This is a genomic window from Cobetia sp. MB87 (assembly GCF_011319755.1).
Classification (GTDB): Bacteria; Pseudomonadota; Gammaproteobacteria; order Pseudomonadales; family Halomonadaceae; genus Cobetia.
The window spans coordinates 372,028-389,991 of the sequence record NZ_VFBC01000008.1 but is presented as its reverse complement, the minus strand read 5'-3'; the positions used below and the strand labels follow the sequence as shown (position 1 = coordinate 389,991).

General features: G+C 61.2%; 16 protein-coding genes. 9 read left to right on the top strand and 7 right to left on the bottom strand.

Annotation, left to right across the window (positions count from 1 at the left end; all coding sequences use genetic code 11):
* Window positions 1–15 precede the first annotated feature (15 nt).
* A complete protein-coding gene (locus tag CDPAHKCJ_RS11110; protein ID WP_166019826.1) occupies window positions 16–828 on the top strand; it encodes an SDR family NAD(P)-dependent oxidoreductase in 813 nt (270 codons plus the stop codon).
* 20 nt (window positions 829–848) lie between these two features.
* Here CDPAHKCJ_RS11110 and CDPAHKCJ_RS11105 read toward each other — a convergent pair whose 3' ends face one another.
* From CDPAHKCJ_RS11105 to CDPAHKCJ_RS11095, 3 genes are all read right to left on the bottom strand, one after another.
* Window positions 849–1,748, bottom strand: a complete 900-nt coding sequence (locus CDPAHKCJ_RS11105) for a LysR family transcriptional regulator (RefSeq protein ID WP_166019825.1) — start codon at window positions 1,746–1,748, stop codon at window positions 849–851.
* 440 nt (window positions 1,749–2,188) lie between these two features.
* Entirely contained in the window at window positions 2,189–3,250 is a 1,062-nt protein-coding gene (gene corA / locus CDPAHKCJ_RS11100; RefSeq protein WP_166019824.1) for a magnesium/cobalt transporter CorA, read from the bottom strand.
* 927 nt (window positions 3,251–4,177) lie between these two features.
* Entirely contained in the window at window positions 4,178–4,732 is a 555-nt protein-coding gene (locus CDPAHKCJ_RS11095) for a carboxymuconolactone decarboxylase family protein (RefSeq protein WP_166019823.1), read from the bottom strand.
* Window positions 4,733–5,025: 293 nt separating this feature from the next.
* Between CDPAHKCJ_RS11095 and CDPAHKCJ_RS11090 the strand changes: the two genes are divergently transcribed.
* On the top strand, window positions 5,026–5,631 hold the full coding sequence (locus tag CDPAHKCJ_RS11090) for a TetR/AcrR family transcriptional regulator (protein ID WP_166019822.1): 606 nt from the start codon (window positions 5,026–5,028) through the stop codon (window positions 5,629–5,631).
* A 70-nt stretch (window positions 5,632–5,701) separates the two neighbouring features.
* Here CDPAHKCJ_RS11090 and CDPAHKCJ_RS11085 read toward each other — a convergent pair whose 3' ends face one another.
* Window positions 5,702–6,874, bottom strand: coding sequence for a DUF4263 domain-containing protein (locus tag CDPAHKCJ_RS11085; protein WP_166019821.1), 1,173 nt, complete (start codon window positions 6,872–6,874; stop codon window positions 5,702–5,704).
* A gap of 152 nt (window positions 6,875–7,026) precedes the next feature.
* On the opposite strand from CDPAHKCJ_RS11085, the gene dusA reads away from it, so the two are divergent.
* Together dusA and CDPAHKCJ_RS11075 are read left to right on the top strand one after the other, a co-directional pair.
* Entirely contained in the window at window positions 7,027–8,034 is a 1,008-nt protein-coding gene (gene dusA / locus CDPAHKCJ_RS11080) for a tRNA dihydrouridine(20/20a) synthase DusA (RefSeq protein WP_166019820.1), read from the top strand.
* 418 nt (window positions 8,035–8,452) lie between these two features.
* The gene (locus CDPAHKCJ_RS11075; RefSeq protein ID WP_166019819.1) at window positions 8,453–9,850 is read left to right on the top strand and encodes a peptide MFS transporter; all 1,398 of its coding nucleotides are present in this window, start codon (window positions 8,453–8,455) and stop codon (window positions 9,848–9,850) included.
* 144 nt (window positions 9,851–9,994) lie between these two features.
* Here the strand turns inward: CDPAHKCJ_RS11075 and CDPAHKCJ_RS11070 are convergent, their stop codons facing one another.
* Window positions 9,995–11,020: a succinylglutamate desuccinylase/aspartoacylase family protein gene (locus CDPAHKCJ_RS11070; RefSeq protein ID WP_166019818.1), complete on the bottom strand. Its 1,026-nt coding sequence runs from the start codon at window positions 11,018–11,020 to the stop codon at window positions 9,995–9,997.
* A gap of 257 nt (window positions 11,021–11,277) precedes the next feature.
* Between CDPAHKCJ_RS11070 and CDPAHKCJ_RS11065 the strand changes: the two genes are divergently transcribed.
* The 4 genes from CDPAHKCJ_RS11065 to CDPAHKCJ_RS11050 all read left to right on the top strand — a co-directional run bounded on the left by CDPAHKCJ_RS11065 (window position 11,278) and on the right by CDPAHKCJ_RS11050 (window position 13,752).
* Entirely contained in the window at window positions 11,278–12,048 is a 771-nt protein-coding gene (locus CDPAHKCJ_RS11065; RefSeq protein ID WP_233593414.1) for a sulfite exporter TauE/SafE family protein, read from the top strand.
* A 114-nt stretch (window positions 12,049–12,162) separates the two neighbouring features.
* Window positions 12,163–12,504, top strand: coding sequence for a DOPA 4,5-dioxygenase family protein (locus CDPAHKCJ_RS11060; protein ID WP_166019817.1), 342 nt, complete (start codon window positions 12,163–12,165; stop codon window positions 12,502–12,504).
* Between the two features lie 73 nt (window positions 12,505–12,577).
* A complete protein-coding gene (locus tag CDPAHKCJ_RS11055) occupies window positions 12,578–13,069 on the top strand; it encodes a CreA family protein (RefSeq protein ID WP_107335524.1) in 492 nt (163 codons plus the stop codon).
* A 191-nt stretch (window positions 13,070–13,260) separates the two neighbouring features.
* Window positions 13,261–13,752 (top strand): pyridoxamine 5'-phosphate oxidase family protein, encoded by a 492-nt coding sequence (locus tag CDPAHKCJ_RS11050; RefSeq protein ID WP_166019816.1) that lies wholly within the window; start codon window positions 13,261–13,263, stop codon window positions 13,750–13,752.
* Window positions 13,753–13,932: 180 nt separating this feature from the next.
* Here the strand turns inward: CDPAHKCJ_RS11050 and adhP are convergent, their stop codons facing one another.
* Together adhP and CDPAHKCJ_RS11040 are read right to left on the bottom strand one after the other, a co-directional pair.
* Complete coding sequence (gene adhP / locus CDPAHKCJ_RS11045; protein WP_205700850.1) at window positions 13,933–14,961, bottom strand: alcohol dehydrogenase AdhP; 1,029 nt, start codon at window positions 14,959–14,961, stop codon at window positions 13,933–13,935.
* Between the two features lie 305 nt (window positions 14,962–15,266).
* Entirely contained in the window at window positions 15,267–16,787 is a 1,521-nt protein-coding gene (locus CDPAHKCJ_RS11040; protein ID WP_166019815.1) for an aldehyde dehydrogenase family protein, read from the bottom strand.
* Between the two features lie 364 nt (window positions 16,788–17,151).
* On the opposite strand from CDPAHKCJ_RS11040, the gene CDPAHKCJ_RS11035 reads away from it, so the two are divergent.
* Entirely contained in the window at window positions 17,152–17,949 is a 798-nt protein-coding gene (locus tag CDPAHKCJ_RS11035) for a response regulator transcription factor (protein ID WP_166019814.1), read from the top strand.
* Window positions 17,950–17,964 lie beyond the last annotated feature (15 nt).

Here is a 17,964-nt window from a genome sequence, read left to right as displayed (position 1 = left end):
CAGAGGGGTGCACGCATGGCAGACAGCAGACTGGAAGATCAGCCATTGGCAGCGGACACCTTCGCGCGTCTGCCACAGGGCTTCCGTGCACTGGTCACCGGTGCCAGCGGCGGGATCGGGCGGGCGCTGATCGATGAGCTGCTCGCCCATCCGCACTGTGGAAAAGTGCTGGCGGTGAGTCGCGATGTCTCATGCCTGCCAGCGCATCCCGAGCTCGAGACGCTGGAGGCCGACCTGACCACCGAGCAGGGCACCGCACGCCTCGAGGAGTGGCTGGCACAGCAACTGGATGGGGAGCACGAGGCGGGACAGCCACCGGCGCTGATACTCAACGCACTGGGCCTGCTGCATGACGAGCGCGAGCAGCTATGGCCCGAAAAGCGCCTAGAGGATTTGAGCCTGGCGGCCCTGACGCGCCTGCACCAGGTCAACGCCTTTGCCCCGGCCCTGCTGCTGGGGATGCTGGCGCCACGCCTGCGCCGACGCACGCCGGTGATCTTCGCCTCGCTGTCGGCGCGGGTCGGCTCGATCTCCGACAACCGCAGCGGTGGCTGGTATGCCTATCGCGCCAGCAAGGCCAGCCACAACATGCTGCTCAAGACCGCCGCCATCGAGATCGCGCGGCGCAATCCCGAGGCGCTCCTGGTCGCCCTGCATCCCGGTACCACCGACACCGAGCTGTCGACGCCCTTCCAGGCCCGCGTGCCCGAGGGGAAACTGTTCACGACGGGCTTCGTGGCGCGCCGCCTGCTGCGCGTCGCCTCTGAACTCCCGCCCACCGCCAGCGGCGGCTTCTACGACTGGGCCGGCCAGGCCATCGAGTGGTAACCCTCTCGGTAGAGGCGACGTCAGAGCTGCAGATGCTCCTGGAACCACTCCGTGATGAAGTCGAGGTAGGCGCGGGTCTTGTCGGGCAGGTACTTGCGTGAGCGGAACAGCACCACCATCGAGCCATGCTCGTTCCAGTAGGGCTGCAACAGCGGCACCAGTTCACCGCTTTCCACTGCCGCGCGGGCCGAGAAGGTCGGCAGATAGGCGAGACCGAAACCGGCCTTGGCCGCCTCCACCACGCCGAGCAGATTGTTGATCACCAGCCGCGACTCCGGCTCCACATCAAAGGGCTGCCCGTTGAGCGTGAAGCGCCAATGGGCCCCCAGGTCGTAATTGCCGTAGAAGATGGTATCGAAGGCGCGGATGTCCTGGGGCTGCACCGGCGGTGAATTGACCCGCGCCAGGTAGTCCGGCGCGGCGTACAGGCCGTAGACCACCTTGCACAGTGGGCGCGAGACCATTGAGGAATCCGGCAGCGGCCCCATGCGAATCGCCAGATCCACCGACTCATCGATGGGCTCGAAGCGCTGATCCTCGAGCAGAATCTCGACGCTGACCTCCGGGTAGCGGCGCATGAAGGCAGTGGTCGGTGCGGCCAGATACATGAAGCCGAACGACACCTGCGCCGACACCTTGAGCTGGCCCATCGGCTGCGAGGTGACGGACTGCACGCGAGCCTCGGCGGATTCCAGCTCCTCGCGGATGCGCAGGCCGTGCTCGTAATAGATGCGCCCCGCCTCGGTGAGATGCAGCTTGCGGGTCGAGCGATTGATCAGGCTGACGCCCAGCTGCTCTTCCAGTGCCGCCACCCGCTTGGACGCCAGCGACTTGGAAATTCCCAGTCGGCGTGCCGCCGCCGTGAAACTGGCCGCGCGCACGACCTCGACGAATACGCGCAATGCATCAAGTGTCGCCATGTGTCTTCCTTACCCTCGCTCTGCAACCGCCATGGCCCCCTGAACACGGCCAGACACCCCATCAATCCTTAAGGTTTCCAATACGGAAACCCTAGTTTTCGATTGTACGCGCTTATTCTCCAAAGCGCGGCACCCTATACTGTGCGCCACGAACATGCGGGAGCAGGTGCGCCGCGGCATCGGCCGCCTGCTTCCGGACTAGACCGACGACGGCCGGGCCTGCGTGGCGCAGCCCGACCGTCCAGGTTCGCGCTCAGGTAGTTGCACTGCTCATCCCACCGATTCCCGGTGACTGGTCTGCATGGCGACGCCCCCACGCGCGGTTTCGCTGTCGGCCCATCCCGGGCCTCGGTGGCGATCTTCAGTGTTGTAATGCAAGTTTCTTGTGCGCCTGGTCGTCTCACGACGCCAGGCGCTTTTTTATGCCTGTCTTCAGTGACTTACAGCCACTTCTTCCACTTGAAGAACAGATAGGTCGAGAGCGCCGAGGCCCCCATCAGGCACAGCGCGAAGGGATAGCCCCAGTCCTCGTCCAGCTCCGGCATCCAGTGGAAGTTCATGCCGTAGATGCTGGCGATCAAGGTCGGTGGCATGAAGACCACCGCCGCCACCGAGAAGATCTTGATGATGCGGCTCTGATCGAGGTTGGTGAAACCGATCGAGGCATCGAGCAGGAAGTTGACCTTGTCGAAAATGAAGGTGGTGTGCGGATTGAGCGAGTCGATGTCGCGCAGCATGTCGCGAATCTCCTGACGTCGCGACTTCTGGCGTGGCGCCGAAGGCAGGTGGCGCGTCAGCTGACGCAACAGGCGCTGACTGTCCAGCAGCGACTGGCGCACCTTGTCGTTGTAGCGCTCCTGCAACAGGATGCCGTGCAGGGTGTCTTCCAGCGCCTCGGGGTGCACCGCCTGCTTGCCCAGCGCTTCGAGTGCCCGGTAGATATCCTCGATCTCATCGGCCAGGTAATCGACCTTCATCGCCAGCAGTGCCAACAGCACCTCCCAGCCATCCTCCGGACTCAGCCGCTGGCGACGCAGGTGATTGCGGAACAGCCGCAGCAGGCCGATATCCTCGTGGCGCATGCTGATCAACTGGCGCCCATGCAGATGGAAGGCGACGTTGGCCGTCTGTGGCTCGCGCCCCTTGCGATGCGGAAACAGCGACACGACGTGGATGCCATCGCCTTCCAGATAGAAGCGCGACGACGACTCGATCTCCTCCAGCTCCTCGACATCAGGCAGCTCCACCATGAACTGTTCGCTCACCCAGCGCTTTTCCTGCTCATCCGGCTCACAGAGATCGATCCACAGCACATCGCTACGCACCAGAATCGGTGGCGCCAGCTCGTCATCGGCCAGCAACCCGGCATGCAGGGCTGCCGCTTCTTCAGCGCTGTCCGCCAGGCGCGGCGGCGTATCGGGCTGGCCGGGCTGCGGGTCGGGCAACACGATATGTTCACCGCGCAGGCGCCCATCATCGTGCAGTCGATAGAGTGTGATCATGATGACTTCCTCGGAAAGCCCCGCGGGTCGCGCCCGTGCCCTGACTGATGACAATGATTGACCGCAATGGCCAACCCTCTGAAAAAGCAGCGAAACCCGGGCACCTTGGCGGCGTGGGAATAGGATGTCGTCATTCTAAACGAGATGGCGCGCCAGCGGAGGCAGAGCGACGGGGCGCACCAGGCGTAGATGAGGAGGCAAGCGGGAGAGCGACGGAAGGAAAATCGAGAAAAAGCGCCAGACACGAAATGGAGAAGCGCCAGACACGAAAAAAGGCGACCCGTGAGAGTCGCCCTAAGACCGTGACTAGCTTGATGAGGAGAAACCCGAACAGGGGCCTGACTCCGCTGTTCTGGCTACCGCATTCCATGGCGGGAAGCGATGAATCCAGATTATGCTCTCCGGCTGACGCCGTCAATACTAATGAGAAATATTTTCATTAACATTGAGTCAGCGTTTATCTCACGCGCCGCTGGCCTCCCCTCACCGGCTGACGTATCATGGCGCCAGAATATCAAGGTCGTGACTGGCCTGATGAGACGCTTGCCAGGGACCTGACATCCAAATCTGGTGAGCACGAAGCACCGCTCGACTCGCAAGCCTTCCTCCCTGTCATTGGCAGACGGAAAGCGAATGACTCGAGAAGCGCTTCCGGACGCCTCCCTCGTGCAAGCGAAGGAGGCGTCTTTTTTTGCGCATAAAAAAGCGGCCCACCCCGTAGGATGAGCCGCTGGCAAGGACCGTAAAACTGTCTGATGAGAAGCCTCCCGGACAGGGGCCTGACTCCGCTGGCCGGGACACCGCTACCCATGGCGGGGAAGCGATGACCCCAGAATATGACCCGCAGGCTCAGACGTCAACACTAATGAGAAATATTTTCATTAGCATTGGAGAGACAGGCACTTACCGCGCCCTCTCACCTCAGCTTCAGCCCTGCTTATGCCACTCGAACTTCTTGAACGGCTCGTCAATCGGCGTCTCGGCCAGGTGATTGGTGTAGTTGCTCATCACCTTCTGGGACAGACCAAGAATCACTTCCAGCACATTGCGCTTGGTATAACCGGCATCGAGGAAGGTCTGCACGGTAGCGTCATCGACGAAGCCACGCTCACGCACCACGGCCAGCGTGAAGGTGCGCAGGGCTTCCAGACGCTCGGTCGGTAGCGGCGTCTCGTTGCGCAGCGCTTCGGTGATGGCGTCATCCACCTTCATCGACTTGGCGATGCCGGTATGCGCCGGTACACAGTAGTGGCAGTTGTGCTCGACGTTGATGGTCTGCCACACGACGGTGGTCTCTTCATCATTGAAGCTGCTGTCGAGGAACAGCTGGTGCAGCACCTGGTAGCCTTCCAGCAGGCCCGGTGCTTCCGCCATCACGGCGTGCAGGCCCGGCACCATGCCGAAGGCTTCGACGGACTTGCCGAGCAGCGGCTTGCTGTCCTGCGGGGCATTGTCGGCGGTGTAGAGTGTGAAATCTGTCATGAGAACTCCTTCGGAATGATGAGCGAGATGCGCGGAACCTCAGGGGCTGTCAGTCAGTGACATGAAGCCTCCAGCGGCGCCCCTGAAGATGCAGGGCAAGATATGAGCAAACGCTCAAAATAAAGCCTGACCATCCGCTGCACTGCGTTGTCGGGGAACACACTAGCTGGATTTGAGCGATCATTCAAGTTAAACTTGAGTACTCACTCAATACCTTGCTCCTTGCAGACCGCCCGCTTCGCCATGCCGCGCGAATAAAGGCGTCGCTCGCGAGCCCCATCGTCAGGACAGCCATGCCACGCGCGACCTTGCACAACCGCCAGGATTCCCTCGAACGGGCGCTCAATCTCTTCTGGCAGAAGGGCTTTCATGCCACTTCGCTGAAGGACATCGAGCGCGCGCTCGACATGCGCCCCGGCAGCATCTACGCCACCTTCGGCAGCAAGGATGGCCTCTTCCAGGAAGCGCTGGACTGCTACTCCGCGCGCAGCCTGCGCGAGATGGAAAGCCTGATGGCCAGTCACGACTCGCCCTTGACCGCCCTCGCCACCTATATCCGCAAGCTCGGCGGACTGCGCGACTGCGAGGTGCCGTCCCGCGCCTGCATGCTGGCCAAGAGCCTGCTGGAACTCGGCGAGCGCGAACAGGCCGCCCGCGACAAGGTCGAGACCCTGCTCGCCAACATGGAAGCCCGCTTCCGCCAGGCCTTCGCGGACGCCCGCGACGCCGGTGAACTCATCGACCCCGAGCGCCCCGCGCACCAGCCGGAACGCCTCGGTCGCCGCCTGCAGGCCGAAGTCATGGGCCTGCGCGCCTACGCCCAGCGAGAAGGCGAAAGCGAAGCCGTCCGTCAGCTCGCCGAAGACATCGCCCAGGATATCGAAGCTCTGAAGATCTAGAACACGTTACAGTTTAATAGCATTGATTTTATACTGGCAGGTTTATTATCAGCTGCCAGTAAATCAAACCTTAACCTTCGACACCTATGAATTGGTGACATAGAGTATCATAATCAATAATTTCAACATCTGGGTATCTTCTTCTAGCCTGCTTGACTTCTTCAATGGGCGCATTCTCCCAACTACCAACAACAAGAACTAGCTTAGGTAAACTCACCTTAATACCATATTTTTCATAGGCGTGCTTAACATTCAGGCTATAAGAAAAATATTCACGATAGTTTGCCAACTGCGCCACACCCTCTTCGACATAGTCTATAAACCTTCTGCGGCTACGCCCAGCTTTTGTTAAGCTCTTTTTAGTTAAAAGAGCAGTCTTTAGATCATAAATATCATAATTCCCGTCTTCCCTTTCTAGCAAGAGATCCGGGTTTATAGCAGTATCCTCGCAAGTGCCATCGTGCTCTTTCCACTCTAGATATGGCTCGTATATAAATTTTGTCGCCTTAAAAGCATCTTCTATTATTTTAGGATGCAATTTCAAGAACTCGCCTATTGTCGTCTCATGTAGACTTGGGAAAAGATAAATACTTTGCAATTGTCCAGCTACTATTAGTTTTTTCTCCCGAGCTTCACTTGCTACATGAACAAACTTAAGTCTTTTATCGCTCAATGAGTCTTTAAAAGTATCATGTAGCTCTCGCTTATTGATAGATTTTCTTACTACGAACATTGTTAATATATTTTTACAACGAAATAGACCATCATTAACGTTTACCAAGACACAATTGCTCATAAAGAAAGAACTAAAATTATCTCCAAACGAGATAGGTGACCCGCTACCGCCTACTCGAACCAATTTGGTTGGATATAATTCTAATAAAGGGAATCTTCGTGCTACTTCATCTACGTCATACTCTTGCGCCATACATAAATTGATAAAACCGTTATTACTACCATCCAAGTGCACTAACGACTGGTGATCCTCAAGTTCAAATTGACTCAAATATCTATGAATGGACTTTTCTTTATGCCTTTTAGATATCAAACCATCATAAGTGTTTGTAGCACCTAAAAGCTCTACGATATAATAATCTCCGCACTGGCAAAAAAGAGCCATACTAGGATAGATCACAACATTATCATCAATAGATAGCACTCCCTCTTGTAACTGTGTAGAAAGATAACAATAGTAACTATTGAAAAATTCTTTTGACTCGGCGACAAAATTCTCAAATAGCATAAATCCCTCCCTAGACTTTATCTGTCCGGCATTTCCATAATAACTAAAATAATATACTCATACACACGACATTACATACGAACTATGTATAATTCACAAATAAGTGTTAGAATGCCCAACAGCCCACACCAGCCGATATGACTGCCATGCCGATGACACCGATTGACCGCACCTTTTCCGTTGCGCCGATGATGGAATGGACGACCCGTGACTACCGCGCCTTCGCGCGCGTGTTGAGCCGTCGTACGCTGCTGTACTCGGAGATGGTGACCACCGGGGCATTGCTGTTCAATCCGGACCGCGAGCGCTTCCTCGGCCACGACGAGACGGAGCATCCGCTGGCGTTGCAGCTGGGCGGCAGCGACCCGCAGGCGCTGGCCGAGTGTGCGGCGATCGCCGAGAGCTGGGGCTATGACGAGGTGAATCTGAATGTCGGCTGCCCGAGCGATCGCGTGCAGAACAACATGATCGGTGCCTGTCTGATGGGCCATCCGGAGCTGGTGGCCAGGTGCGTGGCGGCGATGCAGGCGCAGGTGAAGATTCCGGTGACGGTGAAGTGCCGCATCGGGATCGATGATCAGGATGAGGACGCCGATCTCGAGCGCTTCATCACCACCGTGGCCGATGCTGGCTGCGACACCTTCAGCGTGCATGCGCGCAAGGCGTGGCTGCAGGGCCTATCGCCGAAGGAGAACCGCGATGTGCCGCCGCTGAACTACGGCCGCGTGCACCGTCTCAAGCAGGCGCACCCGTCCTTGCATATCGGCATCAACGGCGGCCTCAAGCTGATGGATGAGTTGCACGAGCAGCTGGAGCATGTCGACAGCGTGATGGTCGGCCGTGAGGCGTACCACAACCCCTGGTTGCTGGCGACGGTGGACAGCGAGCTGTACGGCGAGGCCGAGAATCCGCACACCAGCCGCCATGATGCGCTGCGTGCCTTCCGCCCCTACATCGAGAAGCGTCTCGCCGAGGGCGTGCGCCTCAACCACATCAGCCGCCATCTGCTGGGGCTGTTCCAGGGGCAGCCGGGCGGCCGCCAGTTCCGCCGTCATGTCTCCGAGAACGCCCACAAGCCTGGCGCCGGCATCGAGGTGATCGATGACGCCATGGCGCGCGTGCCGGAGCACCGGCCCGAGGCACAGGTCGAACAGGCCTGATCCAGCAGCCTCTGCCCCTTTCCTCAGGAACGCAGCATTTCCAGAAGATCGTCCACTGACACCCGGCCCATGTGCCGGGTGTCGTCGTCTCGGCAGTCAGCAAAATGACGATACGGCACTGTCAGGCATGACATCTGACGCAACCCTGCGTCGCCATCTAAGCTAATAACCCCTTAAATACCAACAACATGCATGACTTTCGTTTGATTGTCTGACAAAGCCATCTCGCGCAGAATGGCTGACCATACGGACAACAACAGGTCTCGACATCGTCACGCCATGCTCGCGTGATGTCAGCCATACAACTGCTCCGTCATCGGCGATTCCTCCACAGTCCTCCTCTGCAGACCTGTGGGCCGGTCCATGCAGTCCCGTCATCCGGGCTGCGCTGCTTCTGCTGACACTTCCTCGAGGTTCCATGTCCACACACTCCCCTACCGGAGCCAACAGCCGTGAGCTGTTCGGGCATCCGGCCGGACTCTATCTGCTGTTCTCCACGGAACTGTGGGAACGCTTCTCCTATTACGCCATGCGCGCCCTGCTGGTGCTCTATCTCACCGATGCCGTCACCAGTGGCGGTCTGGGCTGGAATCAGGGCGACGCCCTGCAGCTGTACGGCATCTTCACGGGGCTGGTATACATCACGCCGATGTTCGGCGGAGCGCTGGCCGACAACTGGCTGGGTGCCCGCCGTGCGATCCTGATCGGGGGGCTGATCATGGCGGCCGGGCAATTCGTGCTCGCCGTGCCGCCGGCCATGAGCGGCCTCAACCCCGAGATGCTGCTGTATATCGGCCTCGGCCTTCTGATCGTCGGCAACGGCCTGTTCAAGCCCAACATCTCCACGATGGTCGGTGACCTCTATCAACAGGGCGATCACCGCCGCGATGGCGCCTTCACCATCTTCTACATGGGCATCAACATCGGGGCGCTGCTGTCAGGCATCATCGCGGGCTCCATGGCCGAAGGCTATGGCTGGAACGCCGGCTTCCTGGTCGCCGGTATCGGCATGCTGCTGGCGGTCGCCATCCAGCTGATCTTCGCACCGCGCCATCTGGGTGATCTGGGGGTCGAACCCAGCGCCCGCCGTGAGGCACGCCTGAGCAAGAGCAGCAACCGCAAGACACCGCTGAGCCGCGAAGAGCGTGATCGCATCAAGGTCATCATGGTGCTTGGGCTGTTCACCATCCTGTTCTGGGCCGGTTTCGAGCAGGGCGGCGGCCTGATGGCGCTGTATGCGCAGGACTACACCGACCGCATGCTGATGGGCTTTGAAGTGCCGGCGGCCTGGTTCCAGTCGCTCAATCCGCTGTTCATCATCCTGCTCTCGCCGCTGCTGGCGGGTCTGTGGACACGCATGGACAACCGCGAGCCCAGCTCGCCGGTCAAGTTCGCCTTCGGCCTGATCGCCCTCGGCATCGGCTTCGTGTGCATGATCGGCGCGGTGCTTGAACAGAAAGCCGCAGGCAGCGCCTCGATGATCTGGCTGGTCGGTGCCTTCTTCTTCCACACTCTCGGCGAGCTGTGCCTGTCGCCGGTGGGGCTGTCGATGGTCACCAAGCTGTCACCGGTGCGCATGGGCGCGCTGATGATGGGCGCCTGGTTCGCCTTCGTGGCGCTGGCCAACTACCTGGCCGGGATGATCGGCTCGCTGGTCGGCGAAGCCGGTGCCATGAGCGTGTTCGGCGGCATCGCCATCACCGGCGTGCTTGGCGGCCTGCTGTTGCTGGTGTTCGCCGGCAAGCTGGTGGACTGGATGCACGGCGCGGAAGCGCGTCATGACGGCCCGCTCGAGACCCAGACCAGCCACGGCTGAGTGCTCTGTGACGGTAACTATCGCTGACGCTGTCGACCAGACGACAGACTGCTGCAACGCAAACGCCCCGCTCATTGAGCGGGGCGTTTGCGTTATCACTGCCAGCAACAGGGCCATGAAGGGGCCTGAAGTGAAATAGACCGCCTAGATGGAGTCCGGCACGAACAGCTGCTGGAAGTTGTCGACGGCGCTCTCGGCATCGTCGATCGCATGGAAGCGCGCCACGTGATAGAGCGCCTCGCCCTCATTGGCCAGCGGCAGATTGGCCATGCCGATGATGATGCCATCCGCGGGCGACAGCACCTCGCTTTCGCTGTTGCCGAAAGGGTCGGCGACGATGCCCAGCACCTGATGTTTCTCGACGCGGTCGCCCAGGCCGACGCGGCTCTGGACGATGCCATCGATGGAGGCACGCGCCCAGCTGGAGCCGTTGGACATCTCCACCGCCCGCGAGCTGGGCTTGCGGTCGCGGTCCTTGGCCAGCATGCCGATGGCGCGCATCACGCGCTTCACGCCGCTGACGCCCGGGCGAATCGCCCACTCATCGAAGCGCAGCGCCTCGCCGGCCTCATAGGTGATGACCGGTACGCCGCGCTCGCTGGCATAGGCGCGCAGACTGCCCTCGCGCAGCTCGGCATTCAGCAGCACCGGCGCACCGAAGGCATCCGCCATCTGACGCGTGGCGTCGCTGCCGCTCATGGTGGCGCGAATCTGCGGCAGGTTGGTGCGGTGAATCGCACCGGTGTGCAGGTCGATGATGTGGGTGGCCTGATCGGCGATCTGCTCACGGAACAGCGCCGCTACCCGCGAGCCCAGCGAGCCGCTCTCGCTGCCCGGGAAGCAGCGATTGAGGTCACGGCGGTCCGGCAGATAGCGCGTGTGCTGCACGAAGCCGAAGACGTTGACGATGGGCACCGCGATCAGGGTGCCGCGCAGCCGCGAAAGGCTGGAACTCTTGAGCAGCCGCCGCACGATCTCGACACCGTTGATCTCGTCACCGTGGATGGCACCGCATACCAGCAGCACCGGGCCGGGCTGACGGCCATGCACCACCTCGACGGGGATATGCAGCGGCGCATGAGTGTAGAGCTTGGCGACAGGCACATCGACCTGGGCCCGCGTTCCCGGCGCGATGCGGGTACCGCTGATTTCAAATGGAGCGCGTGACATCGCCACCTCAGAGATTGTTCGACCAACGAGCGACAGGCATTGCGACAACGCCTGCCAGACCGGGCTGCCCACCCAGTGTCTCGAAAGAAAACACTGTGCGACATGCGCCTTTTAGCGCATTGGTGCGCCAAGGGAAAGACTTCATTGCAGCGTGTCGGGATGAAGACCGGCCGGATTTGTTCAACAATGGCATGATGCCGAGGGTGTGACGACACCTGACCCCGTCATGTCCTGACTGCCACTGACAAGAGTTGCCCGTGACCGATCTTCTCGACTCCCTGCTGACACTGCCTGATTACTCCGCGCTGGCATGGAGCGCGATCATCTTCTCCACTTACCTGACCGGCATCTCCAAGGGCGGCTTCGCCGGCGGGTTCGGGTCACTCTCGGTCCCGCTGATGGCGCTGGCCATCGGGCCGCTGGAAGCCGCCGGTATCCTGCTGCCGCTGCTGATCGTGATGGACTTTCTCAGTGCCCGTGCCTGGTGGGGCAAGCAGCTGTGGTCGGAGGTGCGCATCATCCTGCCCAGCGCCGCCATCGGCATCGCGGTGGGCGTGGTGCTGTTCGACGAGCTAGACGAGAACATGATTCGCGGCCTGCTGGGCGTCATTTCGCTGCTGTTCGCCGCCTATATGCTGTTCAAACCGACAGCCAGGAAGCCGCTGCCGCGCTGGCTGGCCGTTCCTGCCGGGGCCACCGCCGGTTTCACCAGCTTCTTCGCTCACGCCGGCGCCCCGCCCTACAACCTGTACATGATTCCGCGCCAGCACCCCAAGGAGACCTTCATCGCCACCACGGTGATCATCTTCGCGGGAATGAACCTGATGAAACTGGGCCCTTACGTGGCGCTGGGCGAGATCAACCTCACCAGCCTCTCCACCTCGCTGCTGCTGGTGCCGGTGGCCTGGGCAGGTGTCAGAAGCGGCCTGTGGCTGCAATCCCGCGTCAACGAGACGCTGTTCTTCCGTCTGATCATCCTCGCGATGGCGCTGGTGGGCGTGCAGCTGATCTACAAGGCCTGGGGCTAGGAACCGCAAGGCTCATCACACCCTGACGACCACTGCCGCCAGCCTTCGAAAACTCCCGCCACGACCCTTGAGGCCGAGCGCTGGAGCCCCCTTGAGAACGATCGAGACAACGCCATGACAAGCCGCATCAGCTACTACCACGCCCATCTCTACTACGCCGATGAGCAGGGGTTGGCCGCCGCTCGCGAGCTGGCGGACCAGGCCGAACGGCAGTTTCCGCTGCGGCTCGGTCGCTTCCATGAGAAGCAAGTGGGCCCGCACCCACTGTGGAGCTGCCAGCTGTCATTTGCCCCGGAAGACTTCGGCCGCATCATCCCGTGGCTGGCGCTCAATCGCGGCTCACTGGATATCTTCGTTCATGTCGGCACCGGCGATGACCTTTTCGATCACACCCAGGGCGTGATGTGGCTGGGCAACTCGCATACGCTGAATCTGGCAGCCTTCAACAAGGATTGACGCCCGGACGTCGCCTGACACGCTATTATCGCCTTGCCGCCTTCGCCTTACCCACTGACTCAAGGATGACCCCATGACTCGACTGCGTCGCCTATCCCCTCGTGCTGCCCTGCTGGGTGTGATGGCCTCAGGCCTGCTGCTGGCCGGCTGTGATGACAACGAGGTCGGGGATGTCTCGCTTGGCCTGTTCACCACCAAGGACATCAAGATCGAGAGCCTGATCGACCCCAAGGTGCCGGGCGTGACCTGCCACCTGAGCAACATCGAGGCGGACCTCGACTTCTCCGATCCCTCCGACATGAGCATCGCCTGCCGCCAGACCGGCCCGATCACGGCGGAGATGATCGCCGACATCGACACCTCCAAGAGTGGCGAGGAGGTCTATCGCAAGTCCAAGAGCGTGCTGCTCAAGAGCCTCAAGATCCGGCGCATTCTGGATCGCGACTCCCAGAGCCTGCTCTACATCGCCTACAGCACCAAGGAAACCAGCGGCAGCTTCAAGCATGCGCTGAGCAGCGTGCCGCTGTGGGGCAGCGACGCCTGGCAGGCACCGGCAGCGCAGTGAGCCGCCCGGGCGCCTGAATCAAGCCCCGATTGATCAAGCGCTGATTCATCAAGCACTGACTCAACAAGCCCTGACTCATCAAGCGAAAGCTTCACCATCATCCCTTGAAGTTGTGGAGTATCACTCCAAGGTCTTGATCAACGGCTAGCCAGTCGGATTTTCATTCGCATGACGCAAAGGAGTGACACACGATGTCGAGCCCGGAGCACAAGCAGAAGATCTGGAAGCTGATCAAAGATGTGAAGGTCGGCATGTTGGTGACGCAAGGCGACGGCATGCCACATGCCCGCCCGATGCATCTGGTGCAGGATGACTACGATGGCACCCTGTGGTTCTTCACCCGTGCCAGCGCAGAGAAGGTGTTTGAAGCGAAGAAGGACAGCGAGGTCTGCCTGAGCTTTTCCGATCAGGATGATGGCGTCTACGTGTCGCTGAGCGGTCATGCCAACCTGCACCGCGATCAGGGCCTGATCGACAAGTTCTGGAATCCGTTCGTGGCCGCCTGGTTCCCGGAAGGCAAGGATGACCCCGATGTCACCCTGCTGGAGATCAAGGTGCAATCCGGCGAACACTGGAAGGCCAAGGAGAGCAAGGCGTATCAACTCTATGAGATTGCGCGCGCCAACCTCGACAAGGACCACACCCCGGACATGGGCGAGAACGAGAAATTCGGCACGGTATGAACAGAAGCCCGAGCTCGTCATGGAGAGCTCTTCGAAGTGCCCGCGTGACGCTTCACGCACACGGCCATGCCAGATACGACAACGCCAGCCCGAGGGCTGGCGTTGTCGTGTCTAGAGTCCTGCCGATTCCCGAAGATCTGCCGTCGGTGGAGAAGGTTCAAGTTCAGGACAGCGAACGCCTCAGGCCTTCATGTCGAGCACGATGCGCCCCTCGATCTTGCCGTCGATCATGCGTCCGAAGATGTCGTTGATGTCCTCTAGCCTGCCGGTCTGCACGGTGGCCGCGACCTTGCCTTCCGCGGCGAAGTCCAGCGCCTCCTGCAGGTCCTGACGCGTGCCGACGATGGAGCCACGTACCGTGATGCCATTGAGCACGGTGGAGAAGATCGGCAGCGGGAAGTCACCCGGCGGCAGGCCGTTGAGCACCAGGGTGCCACCACGGCGCAGCATGTTCTGGGCCTGATCGAAGGCCTTCGGTGATACCGCCGTCACCAGCGCGCCGTGCGCGCCGCCGATCTCGCGCTTGATGACGGCTGCCGGATCTTCCTTCATGGCATTGACGGTCACGGTCGCGCCCAGACGGCGGGCCAGATCCAGCTTGGCATCATCCACATCCACCGCCGCCACGTTCAGCCCCATGGCGCGCGCATACTGCACCGCCATGTGGCCCAGGCCGCCGATGCCCGAGATCACCACCCACTGACCGGGACGGGTGTCGGTCATCTTGAGGCCCTTGTAGACCGTGACCCCGGCACACAGCACCGGCGCGATCTCCACGAAGCCCACGCTGTCCGGCAGTCGGCCGACATAGCCGGCGTCCGCCAGCGTGAACTGGGCAAAGCCGCCATTCACCGAGTAGCCGGTATTCTGCTGGCTCTCGCACAGCGTCTCCCAACCCCCCAGGCAATGCTCGCAGTGGCCGCAGGCCGAGTAGAGCCAGGGCACCCCGACCCGGTCGCCTTCCTTGACGTGGGTCACACCCTCGCCCACCGCCGCGATGGTGCCGACGCCCTCATGGCCGGGAATGAACGGCGGGTTGGGTTTCACCGGCCAGTCGCCATGCGCGGCGTGCAGGTCGGTATGACAGACCCCGGAGGCGGCGACCTCGACCAGAATCTCGCCACGCCCCGGGCGCGGCACCGTGACTTCCTCGATCACCAGCGGTGCACCGAATTCACGTACCACGGCGGCTTTCATGCTGCTATCCATGATGGACTCCTCATTCATTGTCAAAATGACGAATTCGATGTCGAAAGACGAATTCATTGTCGAAAGACGAACCTTGGAAAGGCGAGCCAGAGATCAGGCAGAGAGAACGTTACTGCCCGGGCGTGAGCGAGAGGTCGTGCTCGTGCCCCAGGGGATTGCCTCTCCATTGAAACCAGACGCAGCGCTCCCTGCCCTGCGCCAGATCAAGCAATCGGATCTGGCGCGGGCATTGAGGTCATGTGTCAAGAAGACGATGCGAGTGGTGGGTTCAGCGCCGCCAGCTCCGGCGGCACTGCCTGACAGGCCTAGAAGAAGCCGAGCGGATTGATGTCGTAGCTGACCAGCAGGTTCTTGGTCTGCTGGTAGTGCTCCAGTGCCATCTTGTGGGTCTCGCGACCGACACCGGATTTCTTGTAGCCACCGAAGGCGGCATGGGCGGGATACTGGTGGTAGCAATTGGTCCACACGCGACCGGCCTGGATGCCACGGCCCATGCGAAAGGCGACGTTCATGTCGCGGCTCCAGACACCGGCGCCGAGACCGAATTCGGTGTCATTGGCGATGGCCAGCGCCTCGGCCTCGTCACGGAAGGTGGTGACGGCGACCACCGGCCCGAAGATCTCCTCCTGGAAGACACGCATGGCGTTGTTGCCCTTGAGCAAAGTCGGCTGGATGTAATAGCCGTTGGCCAGCTCGTTCTCCAGCTGCTCGCTGCTGCCGCCGGTGAGCACCTCGGCGCCTTCCTCGCGGGCGACATCCATGTAGGACATGATCTTGTCGAACTGCTCGCGGGAAGCCTGGGCGCCGACCTGTACGTCGGTGTCCAGCGGGTTGCCGCGCTTGATGGTCTTCACGCGCTCCATCACCCGGGCCATGAAGTCGTCGTAGATGCTTTCCTGGATCAGGGCGCGTGACGGACAGGTGCACACCTCGCCCTGATTGAAGAACGCCAGCACCAGGCCTTCGGCGGCCTTGTCGATGAACTCGGGTTCGGCATTCATGATGTCGGCGAAGTAGATGTTGGGCGACTTGCCGCCCAGCTCTACCGTGGAGGGGATGATGGTTTCCGCCGCGCACTTGAGGATGTGCGATCCCACGGGAGTGGAGCCGGTGAAGGCGATCTTGGCGATGCGCTTGCTGGTCGCCAGTGCCTGACCGGCCTCGGCGCCGTAGCCATTGACGATGTTGAGCACCCCTGCCGGCAGCAGGTCATTGATCAGCTCCGCCAGCACCAGAATCGAGGCTGGGGTCTGCTCCGCCGGCTTGAGCACCACGCAGTTGCCGGCCGCCAGCGCCGGGCCCAGCTTCCAGGCCGCCATCAGGATCGGGAAATTCCACGGGATGATCTGCCCCACCACGCCCAGCGGCTCGTGGAAGTGATAGGAGACGGTATTGGCATCGATGTCCGCCGCGGTGCCTTCCTGGGAGCGCAGGCAACCGGCGAAGTAGCGAAAGTGATCCGCCGCCAGCGGGATATCGGCGTTCAGCGTCTCGCGCACCGCCTTGCCGTTGTCCCAGGTCTCCGCGACCGCCAGCATCTCGAGGTTCTGCTCGATGCGATCCGCGATCCTGAGCAGGATGTTGGAGCGCTCCTGCACCGAGGTCTTGCCCCAGGCGGGGGCTGCCTTGTGGGCGGCGTCCAGCGCGAGATCGATGTCTTCCGCACTCGAGCGCGGGATACGGCAGAACACCTCGCCCGTCACTGGGCTGACGTTGTCGAAATATTCCCCCTTGACCGGCTCGACGAAGCGACCGCCGATATAGTTGCCGTAGATGTCCTTGAACGTGACCAGCGCATCGGCGCTGCCCGGAGAGGCGTAGATCATGGCGAACTCCTGTGGGGTCGGATTCACGAGTGGCGTTCGTGATCGACGACCTGTTGTTGTCGGTGCCCTGAACAGGAGGTGGCGCTCCTGTCCATCGCCTGACCGTCAATGACTGCATCAATGACTGCTTGATCAGACGACTCTTACAGTCTTGTTCACTCACGCCGATCCCGACATGCGCCCATGGGCGGAAATCGTCTCATCCCTTGGGAGGAGAAAAGGGAGAAACCCGGCAGGCAAGAGAGATGGAAAAGGCAGACAGATGGGGACAGGAAAGACCGGCCATACCGCGAAGGCCGCAAGGCACGACACCATGCCATGACGTTATGCTCAGGATATCGCCCGCCACCGGCCAGGAGCCTCCATGCACCGTCTGCTGATCGCGGATGACCATCCGCTGTTCCGTGATGCCATCAGTCGCACCCTGAATCTGGCCGTCGCTGACGGCTCTACGCCAGAATACGAGCTGCTGCAGGCCGCCAGCCTCGCTCAGGCGCTCAGTCTCATCGAGTCACACGCCGATAGCCTCGATCTACTGCTGCTGGATCTCGACCTGCCCGACAGCCACGGACTGGAAGGACTGGCACGCCTGCGTGCGGAAGCGGACTGGCTGCCGGTGGCGATTCTCTCCGCCCACGAGGCGCGCGAGACGGTACTCGAGGCACTGGCGCTGGGCGCAGTGGGGTATCTGTCCAAGTCGAGCCCGGCAGACGTCCTGCGCGAGGCCCTCGCGCGCATGCTGGCCGGGGAGGTCTATGTGCCTGCCCAGCTGATGCGCGCTGCGCCACGTGCAGCGCCGCTCTCGGCATCCTCTGCATCAGCATCATCGGTACCAGTGCCACCGCCAGCGCCAGCGCCTCAACTGGCGCCGAGCCTCAGCGAGGCGGAATTCGCGCGGCGCTGGCAGACCCTCACCACCAAGCAGCGCGGCGTGCTGGAGCGCATGGTGCTGGGCGAGTCCAACAAGATGATCGCCTGGCAGCTGGGCGTGGCGGAGACCACCGTCAAGTCACATGTCTCCGCCATCCTGCACAAGCTGGGGGTCGCCAGCCGGGTGCAGGCGATCCTGCTGGCCAGCCACGCCCTGCCTGCCATGTCGGGCCCGAGTGAGACCTCCGCCACCCCACGACGCGAAACGCCCCGATCCAGCGCTCATGAATGAGGCGCGAACCGGGGC